This is a genomic window from Nocardia aurea (genome assembly GCF_003123685.1).
Lineage (GTDB): Bacteria > Actinomycetota > Actinomycetes > Mycobacteriales > Mycobacteriaceae > Nocardia > Nocardia aurea.
This window is the reverse complement of sequence record NZ_QCYJ01000084.1, coordinates 781,141-799,529: the sequence shown is the minus strand read 5'-3', so window position 1 is coordinate 799,529 and position 18,389 is coordinate 781,141. Positions and strand designations below refer to the sequence as shown.

At 69.0% G+C, this 18,389-nt stretch carries 16 protein-coding genes; 7 read left to right on the top strand and 9 right to left on the bottom strand.

Annotated elements, in window-relative coordinates; all coding sequences use genetic code 11:
• Nucleotides 1-6 precede the first annotated feature (6 nt).
• Nucleotides 7-1,740, bottom strand: a complete 1,734-nt coding sequence (locus DAT37_RS16605; protein WP_109525694.1) for a glycerol-3-phosphate dehydrogenase/oxidase — start codon at nt 1,738-1,740, stop codon at nt 7-9.
• 300 nt (nt 1,741-2,040) lie between these two features.
• On the opposite strand from DAT37_RS16605, the gene glpK reads away from it, so the two are divergent.
• Nucleotides 2,041-3,540 carry a glycerol kinase GlpK gene (gene glpK, locus DAT37_RS16600; RefSeq protein WP_109525571.1) on the top strand — a complete coding sequence of 500 codons (1,500 nt, stop codon included), beginning with the start codon at nt 2,041-2,043 and terminating at the stop codon, nt 3,538-3,540.
• Here the strand turns inward: glpK and DAT37_RS16595 are convergent.
• The 4 genes from DAT37_RS16595 to DAT37_RS16580 all read right to left on the bottom strand — a co-directional run bounded on the left by DAT37_RS16595 (nt 3,522) and on the right by DAT37_RS16580 (nt 8,993).
• Entirely contained in the window at nt 3,522-4,733 is a 1,212-nt protein-coding gene (locus DAT37_RS16595) for an aminotransferase-like domain-containing protein (protein WP_109525570.1), read from the bottom strand. The two genes, glpK and DAT37_RS16595, sit on opposite strands and share 19 nt — an antisense overlap.
• Nucleotides 4,734-4,921: 188 nt before the next feature.
• Complete coding sequence (locus tag DAT37_RS16590) at nt 4,922-6,220, bottom strand: hypothetical protein (RefSeq protein WP_232839779.1); 1,299 nt, start codon at nt 6,218-6,220, stop codon at nt 4,922-4,924.
• A 72-nt stretch (nt 6,221-6,292) separates the two neighbouring features.
• Nucleotides 6,293-7,285: a hypothetical protein gene (locus DAT37_RS16585; protein WP_232839778.1), complete on the bottom strand. Its 993-nt coding sequence runs from the start codon at nt 7,283-7,285 to the stop codon at nt 6,293-6,295.
• Nucleotides 7,286-7,586: 301 nt separating this feature from the next.
• On the bottom strand, nt 7,587-8,993 hold the full coding sequence (locus DAT37_RS16580; protein WP_109525691.1) for an NAD(P)H-quinone dehydrogenase: 1,407 nt from the start codon (nt 8,991-8,993) through the stop codon (nt 7,587-7,589).
• A gap of 195 nt (nt 8,994-9,188) precedes the next feature.
• Here DAT37_RS16580 and DAT37_RS16575 point away from each other — a divergent pair, with 195 nt between their 5' ends.
• Nucleotides 9,189-9,665, top strand: a complete 477-nt coding sequence (locus tag DAT37_RS16575; protein WP_109525569.1) for a gamma-glutamylcyclotransferase — start codon at nt 9,189-9,191, stop codon at nt 9,663-9,665.
• 191 nt (nt 9,666-9,856) lie between these two features.
• Here DAT37_RS16575 and DAT37_RS16570 read toward each other — a convergent pair whose 3' ends face one another.
• From DAT37_RS16570 to DAT37_RS16560, 3 genes are all read right to left on the bottom strand, one after another.
• A complete protein-coding gene (locus DAT37_RS16570) occupies nt 9,857-11,017 on the bottom strand; it encodes a M20 family metallopeptidase (RefSeq protein ID WP_109525690.1) in 1,161 nt (386 codons plus the stop codon).
• 83 nt (nt 11,018-11,100) lie between these two features.
• On the bottom strand, nt 11,101-12,378 hold the full coding sequence (locus DAT37_RS16565) for a M20 family metallopeptidase (protein WP_109525568.1): 1,278 nt from the start codon (nt 12,376-12,378) through the stop codon (nt 11,101-11,103).
• Nucleotides 12,379-12,463: 85 nt separating this feature from the next.
• A complete protein-coding gene (locus tag DAT37_RS16560) occupies nt 12,464-13,168 on the bottom strand; it encodes an enoyl-CoA hydratase/isomerase family protein (RefSeq protein ID WP_109525567.1) in 705 nt (234 codons plus the stop codon).
• A gap of 148 nt (nt 13,169-13,316) precedes the next feature.
• Between DAT37_RS16560 and DAT37_RS16555 the strand changes: the two genes are divergently transcribed.
• Nucleotides 13,317-14,096: a purine-nucleoside phosphorylase gene (locus tag DAT37_RS16555; RefSeq protein ID WP_109525566.1), complete on the top strand. Its 780-nt coding sequence runs from the start codon at nt 13,317-13,319 to the stop codon at nt 14,094-14,096.
• Between the two features lie 34 nt (nt 14,097-14,130).
• Nucleotides 14,131-15,666: a phospho-sugar mutase gene (locus tag DAT37_RS16550; protein ID WP_109525565.1), complete on the top strand. Its 1,536-nt coding sequence runs from the start codon at nt 14,131-14,133 to the stop codon at nt 15,664-15,666.
• Nucleotides 15,667-15,713: 47 nt separating this feature from the next.
• Here DAT37_RS16550 and upp read toward each other — a convergent pair whose 3' ends face one another.
• A complete protein-coding gene (gene upp, locus DAT37_RS16545) occupies nt 15,714-16,337 on the bottom strand; it encodes a uracil phosphoribosyltransferase (RefSeq protein WP_109525564.1) in 624 nt (207 codons plus the stop codon).
• Between the two features lie 219 nt (nt 16,338-16,556).
• Between upp and DAT37_RS16540 the strand changes: the two genes are divergently transcribed.
• Genes DAT37_RS16540 through DAT37_RS16530 form a run of 3 tightly spaced genes read left to right on the top strand, consistent with a single transcriptional unit; the run spans nt 16,557 to nt 18,368 of the window.
• On the top strand, nt 16,557-16,865 hold the full coding sequence (locus tag DAT37_RS16540; RefSeq protein ID WP_332873328.1) for a hypothetical protein: 309 nt from the start codon (nt 16,557-16,559) through the stop codon (nt 16,863-16,865).
• Between the two features lie 4 nt (nt 16,866-16,869).
• Nucleotides 16,870-18,009 carry an NlpC/P60 family protein gene (locus tag DAT37_RS16535; protein ID WP_109525562.1) on the top strand — a complete coding sequence of 380 codons (1,140 nt, stop codon included), beginning with the start codon at nt 16,870-16,872 and terminating at the stop codon, nt 18,007-18,009.
• Nucleotides 18,006-18,368, top strand: a complete 363-nt coding sequence (locus tag DAT37_RS16530) for a hypothetical protein (RefSeq protein WP_109525561.1) — start codon at nt 18,006-18,008, stop codon at nt 18,366-18,368. Before DAT37_RS16535 ends, DAT37_RS16530 begins: the two co-directional genes overlap by 4 nt.
• Nucleotides 18,369-18,389: the final 21 nt, after the last annotated feature.

Sequence of the window (18,389 nt, the reverse complement as noted above, 5' to 3'; positions counted from 1 at the left end):
ATCCGCTCAGCTGTCCAGCGGTACCGGTTCGAGGAGTTGGGGCCGGGGTTCGGGGGCGGCGGCGCGCAGGGCGTCGGCGGAACGGTCGTCGGGCTGGTTCTGCGAGTGGATCTCCGCATCGACCCTGGCCTGATAGGTCTCGACCTCGCGTTCGATATCGGATTCGTCCCAGCCGAGCAGGGGGGCGACCAGTTGGGCGACCTGCTCGGCGCAGTTGGCGCCGCGGTGGGCGTATTCGATGGAGATCCTGGTGCGGCGGGCGAGGATATCGTCGAGGTGCAACGCGCCTTCGGCCGCCACCGCGTAGACCGCCTCCACCTGGAGGTAGGCCGGTGCGTCGGTGATCGGTTGCAGCAGTTCGGGTTTGCCGTCGGCCATGGCGATCACCTCGTCGGCGAGGGAACCGTAGCGATCGAGCAGATGTTTCACCCGGTAGGGATGGACACCGTAGGTCTCGGCCAGATGCAGGGTCTGGTTGACCAGGGCGAAATAGCCGTCGGCGCCCAGCAGCGGCACCTTTTCGGTGATGGAGGGCGAGACGCGCGCCGGAATGTCCTGTGCCGCTTCGTCCACCGCGTCGTAGGCCATCACCCGATAGGTCGTGTACTTGCCACCCGCGATGGCGACCAAACCGGGCGCGACCCGCGCCACCGCGTGTTCGCGTGACAGTTTGGAAGTGGAATCGCTCTCCCCCGCCAGCAACGGCCGCAGACCCGCGTAGACACCGTCGATATCGGCGTGGGTGAGCGGGGTGACCAACACCTCGTTCACCCGGTTGAGCAGGTAGGCGATATCGGCGTTGGTGGCGGCCGGGTGGGCCAGGTCGAGATTCCAATCCGTGTCGGTGGTGCCGACGATCCAGTGCGCGCCCCACGGGATGACGAACAGCACCGAGGTCGCGGTACGCAGGATCATCGCGGCGTCGCTGACGATACGGTCGCGCGGCACCACGATGTGCACGCCCTTGGACGCGCGGACGTGGAACCTGCCCCTGCTGCGCGCCAGCGACTGCACCTCGTCGGTCCAGACGCCCGTCGCGTTGATGACCACGTGCGCGCGCACCTCACCGGCGCGGCCGTCCTCGCTGTCGCGGACCCGCACACCCGTGACCCGGTCGGCTTCGCGCAGGAAGCCGACGACCTGGGTGGAGGTGCGGATCACCGCGCCGTAGTGCGCGGCGGTGCGCGCGACCGTCATGGTGTGCCGCGCGTCGTCCACGACGGTGTCGTAGTAGGTGACGCCGCCGATCAGCGAATCGCTCTTGAGCCCCGGAGCCAGCCGCAGCGCGCCATGGCGGGACAGATGATGCTGTCCCGGAACCGATTTCGACCCACCCATAGTGTCGTAGAGCACCAGGCCCGAGGCGACGTAGGGCCGCTCCCAGAACCGGCGGGTCAGCGGATAGAGGAAGCGCAGCGGTTTCACCAGGTGCGGGGCCAGCGTCGACAACGCCAGTTCGCGCTCGCGCAACGCCTCGCGCACCAGTCCGAATTCCAGCTGTTCCAGATAGCGCAGACCGCCGTGGAACATCTTCGATGAACGACTCGACGTGCCGGAGGCCAGATCGCGGGCCTCGACCAGGGCCACCTTCAGGCCGCGGGTCGCGGCGTCGAGCGCGATGCCGGCACCGACCACGCCGCCGCCGACCACCACCACGTCGAAATGATCCTTGCCGAACCGCTCCCACGCCGTACGGCGCTGCTCGGGCCCGAGAAACTGTGAATCCGGCTTCGTGGTCATGCTCGCCTCCTCGCGCCGACGGCGCAATCGCCGGCTGTCGATGTTGGTGTGGCACGCGCGGTCGGGCTGTTGCACTTCCAGGCTATGCGACTGGGCACACGTCCAGCGGCGGGCCTGACCCGTGTCGCCGAGGGCTACCCACCGGTATCCGAATCCACCCTAGTGCGGGTGACGCGTACGCGCGCGGCGTGCGGAAACCACGGCGGACGCTCCCGACGACCGCCCGGCGGGCGCCGTCACCGACCGGGTACGACCGCCGCATTCGGACATGACACGCCCAGGGTTTAGTAGCCTGCTCGAATGCGTCGCTATGTGGCCGCCATCGATCAGGGCACGACCTCCAGTAGGTGCATCGTCTTCGACCGGCACGGCCGCGTCGTCGGGGTGGCCAAGCGGGAGCACGAACAGATCTTCCCTCGGCCCGGCTGGGTCGAGCACGATCCCGAGACCATCAGGCGCGATACCGAGTACGTCCTCGGCGCGGTACTCGAACAACTCGATCTCACCGCCGCCGATATCGCCGCGGTCGGGGTCACCAACCAGCGTGAGACCACCGTGGTGTGGGACCGCGCCACCGGCGAACCCATCCACAATGCCATCGTCTGGCAGGACACCCGCACCGATCGACTCGTCACCGAATTGGGCGGTGACCTCGGCCCCACCCGCTACCAGGACCGCACCGGCCTGCCGCTGTCGACCTATTTCGCCGGACCGAAACTGCGCTGGATCCTGGACCGGGTCGACGGAGCGCGGGAGCGCGCCGAGGCGGGCGAACTGTGTTTCGGCACCATCGACAGCTGGCTGCTGTGGAATCTCACCGGCAAGCACGTCACCGATGTGACCAATGCCTCGCGCACCATGCTCATGGATCTGCGCACACTGCGATGGGATCCGCAGATCTGCGCGGAATTCGTTGTGCCGGAAGCGATTCTGCCCGAAATCCGCAGTTCGTCGGAGGTCTACGGGGAGATCACCTCCGGTCCGCTGACAGGTGTTCCGATCGCGGGAATCCTCGGCGACCAGCAGGCCGCCACCTTCGGCCAGGCCTGCCTGTCCCCCGGCGAGGCCAAGAACACTTACGGCACAGGCAATTTCATGTTGCTCAACACCGGGACCACCCCGGTCCTCAGCAAACACGGACTGCTCACCACCGTCTGCTATCGCCTCGGCGATCAGCCCGCCGTCTACGCTCTGGAGGGGTCGATCGCGGTGACCGGCTCGCTGGTGCAGTGGTTGCGCGACAATCTCGGCCTCATCTCGAGCGCCGAGGAGATCGAACCGCTGGCCCGCAGCGTCGAGGACAACGGCGGCGCGTACATCGTCCCCGCCTTCTCCGGCCTGTTCGCGCCGCGTTGGCGACCGGACGCCCGCGGTGTCGTCGCCGGACTCACCCGATTCGTCACCAAGGCCCACCTGGCGCGCGCGGTGCTCGAATCCACGGCCTTCCAGACCAGGGAGGTGGTCGACGCGATGCGCGCCGACGCCGAATCCGAGCGTCTCGGACTGGAATTGACGACGCTCAAGGTCGACGGTGGCATGGTCGGCAACGATCTGCTCATGCAGTTCCAGTCCGACATCCTCGATGTCCCCGTGGTGCGCCCGGTGGTCAACGAGACGACCGCGCTCGGCGCCGCGTACGCCGCGGGCCTCGCCGTCGGCTACTGGCCGAGCACCGACGACATCGTGGCGAACTGGACCGCGGACACCACCTGGCGGCCGACCATGTCGGCCGAGGTCCGCGAGGCCCACCTGACGGCGTGGAACAAGGCGGTCGAGCGCACCTACAACTGGGTGGACTGACCGGAAACCACCCGCGCGCGGGCGTGCGCCCGCGCCAGCCGATCGACGGCCCGTTCCAGGACGGGCGCGTCGGAGGTGGTGAAACACATCCGCATCGAGTGCGTGTAGGCGCTGTCGACGGTGAAGGCCGCCCCGGGAACGTAGGCGACACCTTCCTCGAGCGCGCGCGCCAACAGCGCCGAGGTGTCGGTGCCGTCGGTGAACGAGGCCCAGACGAACATGCCGCCCGAGGCGTCGGTACAGGAGAGGCTGTCGCCGAAGGTCGCACGGACAGCGCGGACCAGCGCCTCGGCACGGGTCCGGTAGGTCGCGCGGACCGTGTCGACGTGTGCGGTGAGCCACGCGTCGTCGGCGAGAAGTTCGGCCGCGATCTGCTGGGTGAGCGCCGAACCGCACAGGTCCGCACCCTGTTTGAGGAGTTCGACGGCGCGGCAGACACTTTCGGGCGCTGTCATCCAGCCCACGCGCAGAGTCGGCGCGATGATCTTGGAAGCGCTGGAGAGGCGAATCACCGTGCGGGAGTGGGCCGCCACCGGCTCGGGGGGCGCGGCGTCGAACCACAGTTCGCCGTAGGGGTCGTCCTCGATCACCCAGAACCCGTACGCGTCGGCGAGTTCGGCGAGCTCCCGGCGACGGTGTGAGCTCATGGTGACACCGCCCGGATTGTGGAAATTGCTGACCGTGTGCACCACGGCCGGACGCTCGCCGCGGGCGAGCAGTTCGCGCAGCACGTCGACGCGCATCCCCTCGGCGTCCAGCGGCACCGCGACCAGACGCGCGCCCGCGGCCCGGAAGACTTGCAGCGCACCGACATAGGCCGGATCCTCGACGACCACCAGCGCGCCGGGATCGAGCAGAACCTCGGCGAGCAGCGAAAGCGCCTGCTGAGAGCCGTGTGTCACGAAGACCTCGTCGAGCGCGACCGCGCGGCCGATCCGCGACGACTCGCGCTCGGCCAGCACGGCCCGCAGCGGTGCCCACCCCGGCGATTCGGTGTATTGCAGCACCGCGGTGTCGGTCAGCGCTTTCGCGGCGGCCTCGGCGATCCGCGCGCTCGGCATCAGCGCGGCGTCGGGCAGCCCGCCCGCGAGGCTGATGATCTCGGCGCGCGAGGTCAGTTTCAGCAGGTCGCGAATCGCCGAACTCCGCAACCCGTCCAGTTTCGCGGACAGCGACGGTCGATTCGACGACATGGGAAACCTCCGGGGGACGCCACGGTTCTGGTCATGTCCACCATCGCACAGCGTGACCAGAATATGAAATTCCATTCCCGAAATATGGGATTCGCAGGCTGGGTGCGCTGTCTACCAGCTACGGAACGAAGACGGGCTGCCACCGCGACGTAATGCGCGATGACAGCCCGTCACGGGAGAACGACCGGTCAGCCGCGCTCCCGGATGGCGAAGATCAGGATCCTGCCGTCACGGTCGACGGTGCTGACCGTCTGGCGGTACACCGTGGTCGTGCCGTCGGGCCGGTGTTCGGTCAGATCGACGTCGAAGGTGTCCGAGGCCACCTCGGTGATGCGCAGGCAGTGCGTCGTGCCCGCCGGGATCTGCTCGGTGATCGCGCCCTGGATGATGTCGGCCGACGAGATGTTCTCGGCGTCGGGGGCGACGTACCTGCGCACGCCCGCACCGCTGCGCTCGACGTAGAACGCGTGCTGGAACCCCAGGATCGCCGACGGTCCGCTCGACGTGTCACCGGGGCCGTTGCCGACCGACACCCTGCCGTCGCGGCTGGCCGGGCAACTCAAGGCCGCCGCCGTGGACGGCGGCGACACCGTGGCGGACGCCTCGTCCGCACCGCCGCCCCTGCCCATCGCGACGATCGCCACGATCAGACCGATCAGCACGACGGCGGCAACGGCGACGCCGACCACCACGCCCCGCCCCTTGCCCGCGGACTTGGTGGTCTCGGGCACGGCCCTGGTCGGCGCGAGCCGCTTGGCGATCGGATCGTCGGCCCAGGACAGGCCGGACTCGGCCCCGCGCGGCTCCTTCGGTGGCCTGGGCACCTCGCCGGAATCGGTCGGGCTCCACCAGTTCTCCGGTTCCGGCGCGGAGGCGGGGTTCCGGTGGCGTGTGGTGGCGTCGGGATCGCGATCGGGCGGCGGGGCGACCGGTGCGGGGAAGTCCGTCGTATCGGGAGCGCGATAGCGTGCGTCGGTCGGCGGGCCCGCGGGTTCGGCGGCCGGTCGCCAGCCCAGTTCCGGATGATCACCCGGCGGCCGCGGAACCGACCAGGTGGGAACGGATTCGACGGTCGGCGGACCGCCGTCACGCAGCGGCGGACCGAAACCACCGGTCGGAGGGCCACCGTCACGTAACGGTGGACCGAAATCGCCGGTCGGCGGACCACCCTCGCGCAGCGGCGGACCGAAACCACCGGTCGGAGGGCCACCCTCGCGCAGCGGCGGACCGAAACCACCGGTCGGAGGGCCACCGTCACGCAGCGGTGGACCGAAATCTCCCGTCGGCGGACCGAATCCGCCGGTCGGAGCCTCTCCGCCCTGCGGCGGCCGCCCGAAATCGGTGAGGGGAGGGCCGAAGTCGCCAGTCGGCGGACCACCGTCATGCGGCGGACCACCCACCGGAGGGCCGAAACCGCCCACCGGAGGGCCGAATTCCGACCGGCGCCTGCCGGATTCGTCGTCCTTCGCGTCGCCCTCGGAGACCACGACCCATCCTTTCCCCGTGACATACGAGTGGGGCGGTCGCGAACGACCGCCCCACCGTCGAATCAGCTCATGTCAGTACTGGACCGAGCCACCCCACTGGGTGGTGACGCCGGCGACATTGACCGTCTGCGGGGTGACATCACCCGGTGCGATGATCGCGGGAAGTTTAACCTGCGCGGCGGCTTCCAGCGCGGCGGTTCCGCCCGGCTGCGCGGCGATCCACTGCTCGACGGCCGCCTTGGCCAGATTCACCTGGGTGGTGTCGAGCACCGTGGTGGACTTGTTGTCCGCGAGACCTTCACCACCGGTGTAGCTGGTGATCTGAATGGTGTTGGCGCTGACGAATTCCACCGAGACACCGGCTTCGCCCGCACCGGTCGGCGTGCGGTATCCGACGGTGCCGACGTAACCGGCCGCATTGTTGAAGTGGTGGGTATTGGCCACGAAACCCGGCAGCAGGGTGCCGCCGTCGATGTTGGCGCCGACTTCGGTACGCGGACCGGTCATCTCGACGACCGGCGCGGCGGGCGCCGAATCGATACGCGGGGCCTCCCAGCGCGGCGGCTGCTGGATGAGCGTGTCGCTCTCCGGCTGCGCGGCCGGGGTGTCGGTGCCCGAACGGGGCGCGGTCCCGGGGGTGCCCGGCTGCGTCGCACCGGGCACGGCCGGGGTGGCCTCGGTGCCGGGAGCCTTGGGATCCTCGGCGGTCGCGGGCTGCGCGGGCTGACCCGGTACCGGAAGCGGCGCGACACGCGGGGTGGTGACACCCGGCTGCGTCGGAGCCGCGAGTTTCGGATCCTTCTTCGGATCGGGCATGACCTGATCCGGATCCGGGGTGGTGATACCCGGCTGGCTCGGCGTCGGCTTCGATTCCGGTTTGGCCGGATCGGGTTTCGCGGTCCCCGGCGCGGATTCGGTCGGCGTCTCCGGTGGCGTCTCGGTACCCGGCTGGGCCGGGGCGGGAGTGGTCGGCGTGGTCGGATCGTTCGGAACCGCCCCCGCGGGCGCCGCGAGAAGAGTAGCCACGGCTGCCGCGGCGGCCAGCGGCAACGACGTCCCCGCCATCGTTCGCTGCGCCCGACTCGGCTTACGATGTTTCACTTTTCGCAATTCCCCTTTTCGGGTGCGACCGCACGCGGGCGCACTCAGTTGTCCCTGACGAGACACGCGGCCGTCGTAGCACGACCCTCGGGCTGTTCGCCGTTCCCGTTTGGAAAGAAGCTTCCCCCCACGACAGAACCAGCGACCGCCGCCCGATCGCATCCCTGCCCGGAGTCAACCATATGTTCGGCCGACAGGCAACGCGATGAATCCCAGCCGGTAACAAGCACACTCGGAGCATCGCTACCGAGGGGTCGGCCCCGCGTCAATCCAAGTCGTCATGACGCATCAACTGGCGCGCCGCCTCGATCACCGAACCCGACAGCGACGGATACACCGAGAACGTCTGGGCCAGGTCGTTGACGGTGAGGTTGTTCTGCACCGCGAGCGCGATCGGCAGGATCAACTCCGAGGCGATGGGCGCGACGACGACGCCGCCGATCACCACACCCGTCGCCGGACGACAGAAGATCTTGACGAAACCCCTGCGCAGCCCCGACATCTTCGCGCGCGGATTGGTGTTCAACGGCAGCATCACCGTGCGCGCCGGGGTCTCACCGTTGTCGATGGCGGTCTGGCTCACGCCGACCGTCGCGATCTCCGGACGGGTGAACACCGCGGAGGAGACCGTCTTCAGCCGGATCGGGCTGACGCCCTCGCCCAGCGCGTGATACATCGCGATCCGACCCTGCATCGCGGCCACCGAAGCCAGCGGCAACAGGCCCGTGCAGTCGCCCGCGGCGTAGATACCGGGCACCGAGGTACGCGACACCCGGTCGACCCGCAGATAGCCGCCGCGATCCAATTCGATACCGACCTGGTCCAAGCCGAGATCGTCGGTATTGGGCGTGGAACCGACGGTCATCAGGGCGTGCGTGCCCTTCACGGTGCGACCGTCGGAGAGTTTCACCACAATGCCGTCGGCGGTGCGCACGACCGCGTCCGCCCGCGCGTGTTTGACCAATTCCACACCGCGCTCGGCCAGTGCCTCCTCCAACACCAGAGCCGCGTCCGCGTCCTCACCGGGCAGCACCCGGTCGCGACTGGAGACCAATTTCACCCGCACGCCCAATTCCGTATAGGCGGAGACGAATTCGGCGCCGGTGACGCCGGAACCGACCACCACCAACGTTTCCGGAAGTTCGCGCAGGTCGTAGAGCTGGCGCCAGTTCAGGATCCGCTCACCGTCCGGTTCGGCGCCCGGCAGCACCCGGGGACTGGCACCGGTGGCGATCAACACCACCTCGGCCTCGAGCACCCGCTCGCCGCCCTCGCCACGCGACACGAACACCCGGTGCGTCGTCGACAGTCCGACGGCGGGCTCGGTCATCCGCGCGCGACCGGAGACAACTCTCACACCCGCCGATTGCAATTTGGACCGGATATCGGAGGACTGCGCCAGCGCGAGCGCCTTCACCCGCGAGTTCACCTCCGGCAACTCCACGGCGGCCTGACTCGGATCCAAGGTGATGCCCAGGTCCTTGGCGCGGCGCAGATCGGTGCGCACCCCGGTCGAAGCGATGAACGTCTTCGACGGAACGCAATCCCACAGCACGCACGCACCGCCGATGCCATCGCGGTCGACGAGCGTCACATCGGCGCCGTGCTTGGCCGCGACCAGCGCCGCTTCGTAACCGGCGGGACCGCCACCGATGATGGCAATGCGGGTCATGAACACCTCCGCTTGGGCTGTCGACCGGGATCTCCGGCGCACAGACAACGTTATCGGGCGAGCACCCGGCAACCATTGCCGACTCGACCTCATGAGACGCGCGCGACCATCGAACGCGGCAACAGATGACACTCGCACAGGGCACTCTGGGCGGGATATGAGCGATCCGCCAATCTTATTGGCTACCCTTTCACCGTGCCGATCTACGCCGCCTACGGGTCGAACATGGACTCGTCCCAGATGCTCGAGCGCTGTCCGCACTCCCCCATGTCCGGAACGGGCTGGTTGGAGGGCTGGCGACTCACCTTCGCCGGCGACGACATCGGGTGGGAAGGACCGCTGGCGACGGTCGTCGAGGAACCAGGATCCCGGGTTTTCGTCGTGCTCTACGACGTCTCGCCGGAGGACGAGGACAGGCTGGACCGTTGGGAAGGTTCGGACTTCGGAATCCACAAGAAGATCCGGCTACGCGTCACCCCGAGCCCGGGCAGCGGGACCGAACCGCGCCTGGCGTGGTTGTACGTCCTCGACGCCTACGAAGGCGGGCTACCCTCCGCCCGGTACATCGGCGTGATGGCCGACGCGGCCGAAAAAGCAGGCGCGCCAGCGGAGTACGTGCACGCGCTGCGAACCAGGAACAGCCGCAACGTAGGCCCGGGAAACTTCAGCTGAAATTTTGGCGGCCGGGGCCGCGGGTTCGCGGCCCCGTTTGTCTCGCGTCCGAGCGGTCGAGACTGGCGACTGCGTCGCATGCGCTTCGACCGCTCGGACGCGAGACGGCCGCGAACGGTCGCTCGTATGACTCGCTCCGGGCGGGGGACGGGTGGGGCGGGCCCGCTCCCGGGGTGCTGTTCAGGTGTTGTTCAGCCCGCTTGCAGGATGATGTTGCTCAGGGCTCGGACGCCGACGGCGAGGGCGCGTTCGTCGAGGTCGAAGGTGGCCTGGTGCAGGTCGAGTTGTTCGCCCTCGCCGGACCAGACGCCGAGACGGGCCATGGCGCCCGGCACCTCTTCGAGGTACCAGGAGAAATCCTCGCCGCCGCCGGATTGGGGGGTGTCGGCGAGGGCGTCGGGGCCGAGGGCGCGGATGGCGTCCTCGAACATCCGGGTGGAGTGCTCGTCGTTGACCACCGGGGGAACGCCACGGCGGTAGTTGAGCTGGTAGCGCACGCCGGTGGGGGCGAGCAGGCCGTCGACGATCTCGTTGACCATCGGCTCCAGCAGCGACCACGTGGCGTGATCTCCGGTGCGGACGGTGCCGGTGAGCATGCCGGTCTGCGGGATGGCGTTGGGGGCTTTACCCGCTGAGACCGCGCCCCAGACCATCACGGTGCTGGTGCGGGGGTCTATGCGGCGGCTCAGCAGGCCGGGCAGGCCGGTGATGACGGTGCCGATGGCGTAGACCAGGTCGCTGGTCAGGTGCGGGCGCGAGGTGTGGCCGCCGGGGGAATCGAGTACCAACTCCACGGTGTCGGCGGCGGAGGTGATCGCGCCGACCCGGATGCCGACCCTGCCGACCTCGAGACGAGGATCACAGTGCAGGGCGAAGATCCGGTCGACGCCTTCCATCGCGCCCGCCGCGACCATGTCGATGGCTCCGCCGGGCATGACCTCCTCGGCGGGCTGGAAGACGAACCGGACGCCGACCGGCAGATCGATCTCGGCCAACGCGAGCGCGGTGCCGAGCAGGATCGCGGTGTGGGCGTCGTGACCGCAGGCGTGCGAGACGCCGGGCACCGTCGACGCGAAGCCGAGGCCGGTGAACTCCTGGAGCGGTAGCGCGTCCATATCGGCGCGCAGACCGATGCGCGGGGCGTCGACGGGGCCGATGTCACAGATCAGACCGGTGCCGCCCGGCATTTTCTGGGGTGTCAACCCGGCCTTGGTCAGCCACGTCGAGATGAACTCGGTCGTGGCGAATTCGGTGCGGGACAGTTCGGGATTGGCGTGGATGTGCCGCCGCCACTGGATCAGATCGACCGTGTGCTCGGCCAGCCACGCGTCGACCACCTCCGACCCGCTCATATCCGCCACTCCCGCGCCCCCCGGGCCCTCCGTGGTCGCACACGCGCTCCCCTCCGCATGCGCCGACGATCGGCCGGTTGTGCTCACCGAACTTCCTCCTGTCGTCGAACCAGACGTTCCAACAACCTGTCTCTCTGTACTTCATCGCGCGCGATCGCGATAGCGGTACGCGCGAGCGCGAGCGCGCCATCGGTGACCGCGCGATCCGCCGAGGCGTTGATACTGGCCGCGGCGAAGCCTGGCTGATGTGTCACCGCCCCACCGGCATCGATGCCGATCACCGGATGGATGCCGGGGATGACGTTGGTGACATTGCCCATATCGGTACTGCCCAGCGGGCGCCGCGCCTCGAGTTCCGGTGCGATCGGCACCCGACCCAGTTCGGCGATCTGCTCACGATAGGCACACAGTAGTGCCGCATCGGGCGTCAGCTCGGTATATGTCGGGGCGAGCGTCCGGATTTCGTGGGTGCAGCCGGTTGCCAGTGCGCCCGCCTCGAAACAAGCCGATGCGCGTCGCATCAGTTCATCGAGGGATGCGGAATCCGCTGCGCGTAGGTAGTACAGCAGTTCCGCACGTCCAGGCACGATATTGGGGGCTACGCCACCGTCGCCGACTATACCGTGAAGTTGCTGGCCAGGCTGGATATGTTGACGTAGCAAGCCCAGAGCTACCTGCGCGATGGTGACCGCGTCCCCCGCGTTGCGGCCCAGTTCGGGCGACGCGCTGGCATGGGCTTCGCGGCCGTGGAAGACCACCCCGATATCGGCGAGAGCCAGCGATCTGGCGCCCGCGATGTCGACCGGACCGGGGTGAACCATCATCGCCATCGCCACGTCGTCGAAGACGCCGCGCTCCAGCATCAGCACTTTGCCGCCGCCGCTCTCCTCGGCGGGCGTGCCGAGCACGATCACCGTGATACCGAGTTCGTCGGCCACCTCGGCGAGGCCCAGACCCGCCCCCACCGCCGACGCGGCGATGATGTTGTGCCCGCAGGCGTGGCCGATCTCGGGCAGCGCGTCGTATTCGGCGCAGAGGCCGATCGTCAGATCGCCGCTGCCGTAGGTCGCGCGGAAGGCTGTCGGCAGATCGGCGACGCCGAGGTCGACCTGGAAACCGCGCTCGATCAGCGGGGCCACCGTCTTGGCGACACTGCGCGTCTCCTCGAACGCCAACTCCGGCTCGGCGTGGATGGCGTGCGACAGCTCGACCAGACGTCCGGTGGCGGCGGCGATCGCGGCGTCCGATGCGTTCGAAGCACTCGTCGCCGCCCCGGTCCCGTCGGCGCGCTCGGCCACAGCCCTGTCCGCGCGCGCGAGATCGGCGCGCGTCTCCTCGTGCCCGCTACGCGGTGGTGGCATGCGACACAGTCTCGCACTACGGGTCGCGCCGGGTTGACGCTGCGCCCGTCTCGTCGCGTTTGACCCGTGTCGACCCGCTACCGGTCTACCCCGCGGCGAAGGCCAGGTTCTCCCCGGTGTTGGGCACGGCGAGCCCGGCCAATGACCCGGCGTGCAGCGCGCGCTTGATCACCGGCAGATTCGGCTTGCGGTTGCTCGCGAGTGCCGCCGCGCGCGCGACCGCGGTCTCCAGCAACACCTCGGGCGCGGCGAGGTCGTCGACGATGCCCGCGGCCGCGGCCTGATCGGCGGGGTAGCGATGCCCGGTGGTCATCGCCTGCACGCAGACCTGGTTGCTCAGCCGGTTGGTCAGCAGCGCGTTCATCCCGACGGTGAAGGGCATGCCGAGATGCACCTCGGGCAGGCACCAGAAACCGCGATCGGCGCGCATCACCCGGAAATCGTGCGAGGTGGCCAGCATCGCGCCCGCCCCGAAGGCGTGACCGTTGATCGCGGCCACGGTCGGCAGCGCGAAAGTGAGCAATCGGGCGAAGATGCCGTGCACGCGGTCGAGGTAGCCGTGCATGTGGTCGAGGTTGCCGAAGAGCCAATCGGTATCGAGGCCGTTGCTGTAGAACTTGCCGGTGGCGACGGTGACCAGCGCCGCGGGCCCCTCGCTCGCCTCGACCTCGTCGAGCAGCCCGTGGAACTCATCGATCCAATCGGGGTGGAAGCGGTTCTCGCTGTCGGTCTGTCCCTCGTTCCCGAGGTACAGGACGAACACATCTGCCTCGCGCTCCAGATACGGCATGCGGCGCAGCCTATCGGGGTGCCGCGGCGAGTCCTACTCGCGGGTAGCCGGTCCGCGCGACACGATGCGGCCCGTCCGCGCGCCGGGACGCTCCCGGTGGCGGTGACTACGTCGCTCGCGTTCGGGGGCCGTCGAATAGAGTGAGTTCATGCTTGCCGAACAGGCCGCCCAGGCGATCGCCGAACATACCGGAGTCGAACGCCACCGGGTCGCGGTGGTTCTCGGGTCGGGCTGGCAGGACGCCGCCGCGGAGATCGGAACGCCACGTGCCTCGGTCGCCATGCCGGAACTGCCCGGATTCGGAGTGCCGAGCGCACAGGGACACGTCGGCATGGTGCATTCGCTCGCCGTCGACAACACGCCCGTGCTGCTGCTCATGGGACGCCAGCACCTGTACGAGGGTTACGCACCCGCGCAGGTCGTGCACCCCGTCACGGCGGCCATCGCCGCGGGCGCGGACACCGTGGTGCTCACCAACGCCGCGGGCGGAATCCGCGACGGCCTCCGGGTCGGCGAACCGGTCCTGATCGGCGATCACCTCAATCTCACCGGACGGACACCGCTCGAGGGCGCCTCTTTCGTCGACCTGGTCGACGCGTGGGACCCCGAACTGCGGGCGCTGGCACGCGAGATGGACCCCGACCTGACCGAAGGCGTCTACGCGGGCCTGACCGGTCCGCAGTACGAGACACCCGCCGAGATACGGATGTTGCGCACCATGGGCGCGGATTTGGTCGGCATGTCGACGGTGCTGGAGGCCATCGCGTGCCGGGCGCTGGGAGCCCGCGTGCTCGGCATCTCCCTCGTCACCAATCTGGCCGCGGGCGTGACCGGTGAGCACCTGTCGCACGCCGAGGTGCTCGCCGAAGGGCACGCGGCGGCCCCGCGCCTGGGCAAACTGCTGCGCGGCATCCTCGAGCAACTGTGACGGTGAGCGTGACGACGTCGGCGAGGATCGACTGATGTTGCGTTTCGGCACGGCGGGCCTGCGCGGTCCGCTCCGGGACGGCCCCGACGGCATGAACGTCGACACCGTCGCCAGGGCGACCGCCGGGTTGGCCGACTGGCTGCGCGGACGGTGCCTCGGAGGCGGGATCGTGGTCGTCGGCCGCGACGCGCGTCACGGTTCCGCCGAATTCGCGCAGGTCACCGCCGAGGTTTTCGCCGCCGCCGGTTTCACGGTGCTGATGCTGCCGCGCCCGCTGCCGACACCGCTGGTGGCATTCGCGGTGCGGGAGTCACGGGCGGTCGCGGGTGTGCAGATCACCGCGTCGCACAATCCGGCGACCGACAACGGCTACAAGGTCTTCCTCGACGGCGGCGCGCAGTTGATCCCGCCCGCCGACGCCGAGATCGAGGCGGCGATCGACGCGGTGCGCGAGCCGATCCCGCGCGCGGATCCCGTCTCGGGCTCGACGGACACGCGTGTGCGCGCCGCGCTCGGTGACGATCCGGGCGAGGAGGTCGTGCGGCGCTATCTCGCGCGCGCCGCGCAGGTGCCCGCCACGATCGGCGGACCGGGCGAGCGCGCCGACATCAGAATCGCGTTGACCGCGTTGCACGGTGTCGGCGGCGCGACCGCGGTCGCCGCGCTCGGTGCGGCCGGATTCACCGATGTGCACGTCGTGCCGGAGCAATTCGAACCCGACCCGGACTTCCCGACCGTCGCCTTTCCGAACCCGGAGGAGCCGGGCGCGGCCGATCTGCTGCTCGCCCTCGCCGCGCGTGTCGACGCCGACGTGGCGATCGCACTCGACCCCGACGCCGACCGCTGCGCGGTGGGTATCCGCGGACCGCGCGGTTGGCGGATGCTGCGCGGCGACGAGACCGGCGTGCTGCTCGGCGACGACGTGTTGCGCACCGCGCCACCCGGCTCCCTGGTGGCGACCACCATCGTCTCCTCGCGACTGCTCTCGGAACTGGCCGAGGCCAGGGGCGGCCGCTATGCGGAGACGCTGACCGGTTTCAAATGGCTGGCTCGCGCGGGTGACGGACTCGTCTACGCCTACGAGGAGGCCATCGGCCACTGCGTCGACCCGGCGGCGGTGCGCGACAAGGACGGAATCACCGCCGCCGTGCTCACCGCCGACCTGGTGGCCCGCCTCGGGGCCGTGGGACGCACCCTGACCGACGAACTGGACGACTACGCCGTCGAATTCGGCGTGCACGCCGGCGATCAGGTCTCGCTGCGACTGCCCGACATCTCGGCGGCGGCCGCCGTGGTCGACCGTCTGCGCGCAGCCCCTCCCGACGAGATCGCGGGCGAGCCGGTGAAATACACCGACCAACTCCGGGTGCGTGGCCGGATGCGGACCGACGCGTTGATCTTCGACGGCAGTGGCATCCGGGTCGTGATCCGGCCGTCGGGGACCGAGCCGAAACTCAAATGCTATCTGGAAGTGGTCGAACCGGTGTCCGGGCGAGCGGGGCTGGGAGCGGCGCGAGATCGTGCGGACGCGCGCCTTTCGCGACTGCGGGAATTCTGCGAAAGTCTCTGACACCCGGCCGTCGGCGCGCGCCCCCGGGAAGTTCGGAACGACTCGGCTCAGCGTGGACCGAACTGCCGATCACCCGCGTCACCGAGGCCGGGAACGATATAGGCGTTCTCGTTCAGGCCCGCGTCGACAACGGCGGTGACCAGCCGTACCGGCATCCCCGAATCGGCGAGCGCGGCAATGCCTTCGGGGGCGGCGACCACGCAGACCGCGGTGATGTCGGTGGCGCCGCGGGCGACGAGCAGTTCGAGGGTGTGGCGCATGGAACCGCCGGTGGCCAGCATCGGATCCAGTACGTAGACCGGGATCTCGGCGAGATCGGCGGGCAGCGATTCCATGTAGGGAACGGGTTGGTGACTGTCCTCGTCACGGGCGATGCCGACGAATCCGACCCTGGAGTCGGGGATCAGCGCCGACGCCGCGTCGATCATGCCGAGCCCCGCGCGCAGCACCGGCACCAGCAGCGGCGGCGCGGCCAGGCGCACGCCCTCGGCGACGGCGACGGGTGTGGTGACGTCGAAGCGGGTGACCGGAGCCTCACGCAATGCCTCGTAGATCAGGATTCCGGTGAGATCGCGCAGTGCCGCGCGGAACCCGGGATTGGGTGTACGCGCGTCGCGCATGGTCGTGAGCAGGGCGGCGGCGAGTGGGTGGTCCACGGTGTGCGTGCGCATGAGGGAACGATAAGGTCGTCGGCAGCGGGGTGGAGTACATCGCGAGGAGTGCACCGCGACACGGCGATACAACGACATAGGGATCGGCGCGCATCCGGTCCGATCGCCGACCCGAAATTTTCCGAACGAGCGGGAACCGATCGGGAACGCAGCGCGTCGAACTAGGTGAATGACGTACTCTGCCTGGGAACAACGGATGGGGGAAGCACTATGCGAAAGATGTCGGCGGACGCCGAAGGCATTGCGGCTTATAGCGCGACCGCCGAGGTGATGTCGGGTGAGATGGCGGGGGCCGCGGCCAGTGCGGCGGCCGCGAACCCGGCGCTGCTCGGACCGATCATGGGCCTCATCGGCGGTGATTTCATGACCGCCTACGCGGCCGCCCACGCGGGGCATATCGCCTCCATCGGCCAGCTCTCGGCGGTGCTGTCGAGCCTGGGCGGCGCCACGGCGGGTGCGGCGACCGTGCTCACCGAAACGGACCTGAACAACGCCGCCGCGCTGAAGACAACAGATCTGGACGGATGAGCCGGTGATAGATATCAACGTGCTGGCCAAGCCGCTGTTGGATCTGCTCTCCAGCTTCGGCTCCGGCGTACTGCCGACGGGCGGGCCATCGGACGCGCTGAACTCCACCTCGACGGTGCTGGATCAGCTACATCAGTTGAGCCGCAACAGCATCAACCAGATGAACGTCGCCTGGGACGGCGTCGCCGCCGACGCCGCGACGTCGAAGGCGCTGCGGGTGCAGACCTCGACCGCGACCATCTCCGACCGCGGCACGGAGATGGCCACCGTGGTCGATCAGGCCGCCGCGCAGGTCGAGACGGGCCAGAAGGATCTCAACGGCATCGTCCAGTCCTTCCTCACCCAGGCGTCGAGCCTCGGCCCCGCCATCGCGACCCCGCAGGGTTTCACGGTGCTGGTCGGCTCCGCGATCGACCACCTGAATCAGGGGCTGAGCGTGGTCAACCGCACTCAGACCGAACTCAACACCCAGACCCAGTCGATGAACTCGCTGACACCGCCGCCGTCGACCTCCCTGGCCTCGATGCCGAGCAATCTGACCTCCGGTCTCACCTCCGGTGTGAACTCGGGCGTCAGCGGGCTGCTCGGTCTCGCGAGCGGCGCGGGCAGCATGGTGAGCACCGTCGGCCAGTCCCTGAACACCGCCTCGTCGGCGAAGACAACGCCCGCCGCGAGCAAATCCAGCACCGGCACCTCGGCCACGCCGAGCAATACCGACACGGCCAAATCGACGTCGTCCGACGGCACCGGCGTGAAGATCACCCTGCCCGACGGCAGCACGGTCGAAGCGCCGAACGAGAAGGCGGCGACGGCGGTCAAATCGGCGCTCGGCGCGGTCGGCACCCCGTACGTCTGGGGCGGTAACAGCCCCGGATCGGGTATCGACTGCAGCGGCCTGACGAAATACGCCTACGGCGAGGCGGGCGTCGAACTGCCGCGTCTGGCCCAGGAACAGCACATCGGACACCCGCAGGTGTCACCCGGCGATCTGATGCCGGGCGATCTGGCCGTGTGGGACGGCCACGTCGCCATGGTGGTCGGCAACGGGCAACTCGTCGAGGCCGGCGACCCGGTCTCGGTCAGTTCGATTCGAACGGAGAACATTGGTATGGAGTTCTACGGCTTCTACAGGCCCACCGAATGAGTACGCCGGTGGATCCGCAGCAGTCGCAGCCGGTGCCGAATGTCACGGTCGCGGGCAGCACCAACAGGTCGGGCACCATCGCGGTGCGGGCGACCGATCAGGGCATGCCCGTCGAGATCAAATTCGAGCGCAGTGAATACCGTTACGGCGCACAGGCTCTCGCCGGCGAGATCCTGCGCCTGACGCAGCGGTCCACCGTCGCCGCGCGGGCCAGGCGCCGCGAGGTGCTCACCGAGGCCGGAATGCCCGCCGACATCCTGGACCGGCTCGGGTTGCCGACCAGACAGCAGGCGGTGGACGAACTGGATCGCATCGACGACGCCGACACCGGGCCGACGAGCTGGATGAGGCCGGTATGACCGAGCCGGAGGCAGGGGCGG

Bases quoted from the DNA above. Each gene is read 5' to 3' on its own strand.
- DAT37_RS16605 (WP_109525694.1), bottom strand. From the start codon at position 1,740: ATGACCACGAAGCCGGATTCACAGTTTCTCGGGCCCGAGCAGCGCCGT.
- glpK (WP_109525571.1), top strand. From the start codon at position 2,041: ATGCGTCGCTATGTGGCCGCCATCGATCAGGGCACGACCTCCAGTAGG.
- DAT37_RS16595 (WP_109525570.1), bottom strand. From the start codon at position 4,733: ATGTCGTCGAATCGACCGTCGCTGTCCGCGAAACTGGACGGGTTGCGG.
- DAT37_RS16585 (WP_232839778.1), bottom strand. From the start codon at position 7,285: ATGGCGGGGACGTCGTTGCCGCTGGCCGCCGCGGCAGCCGTGGCTACT.
- DAT37_RS16580 (WP_109525691.1), bottom strand. From the start codon at position 8,993: ATGACCCGCATTGCCATCATCGGTGGCGGTCCCGCCGGTTACGAAGCG.
- DAT37_RS16570 (WP_109525690.1), bottom strand. From the start codon at position 11,017: ATGAGCGGGTCGGAGGTGGTCGACGCGTGGCTGGCCGAGCACACGGTC.
- DAT37_RS16565 (WP_109525568.1), bottom strand. From the start codon at position 12,378: ATGCCACCACCGCGTAGCGGGCACGAGGAGACGCGCGCCGATCTCGCG.
- DAT37_RS16560 (WP_109525567.1), bottom strand. From the start codon at position 13,168: ATGCCGTATCTGGAGCGCGAGGCAGATGTGTTCGTCCTGTACCTCGGG.
- DAT37_RS16555 (WP_109525566.1), top strand. From the start codon at position 13,317: ATGCTTGCCGAACAGGCCGCCCAGGCGATCGCCGAACATACCGGAGTC.
- DAT37_RS16550 (WP_109525565.1), top strand. From the start codon at position 14,131: ATGTTGCGTTTCGGCACGGCGGGCCTGCGCGGTCCGCTCCGGGACGGC.
- upp (WP_109525564.1), bottom strand. From the start codon at position 16,337: ATGCGCACGCACACCGTGGACCACCCACTCGCCGCCGCCCTGCTCACG.
- DAT37_RS16540 (WP_332873328.1), top strand. From the start codon at position 16,557: ATGTCGGCGGACGCCGAAGGCATTGCGGCTTATAGCGCGACCGCCGAG.
- DAT37_RS16530 (WP_109525561.1), top strand. From the start codon at position 18,006: ATGAGTACGCCGGTGGATCCGCAGCAGTCGCAGCCGGTGCCGAATGTC.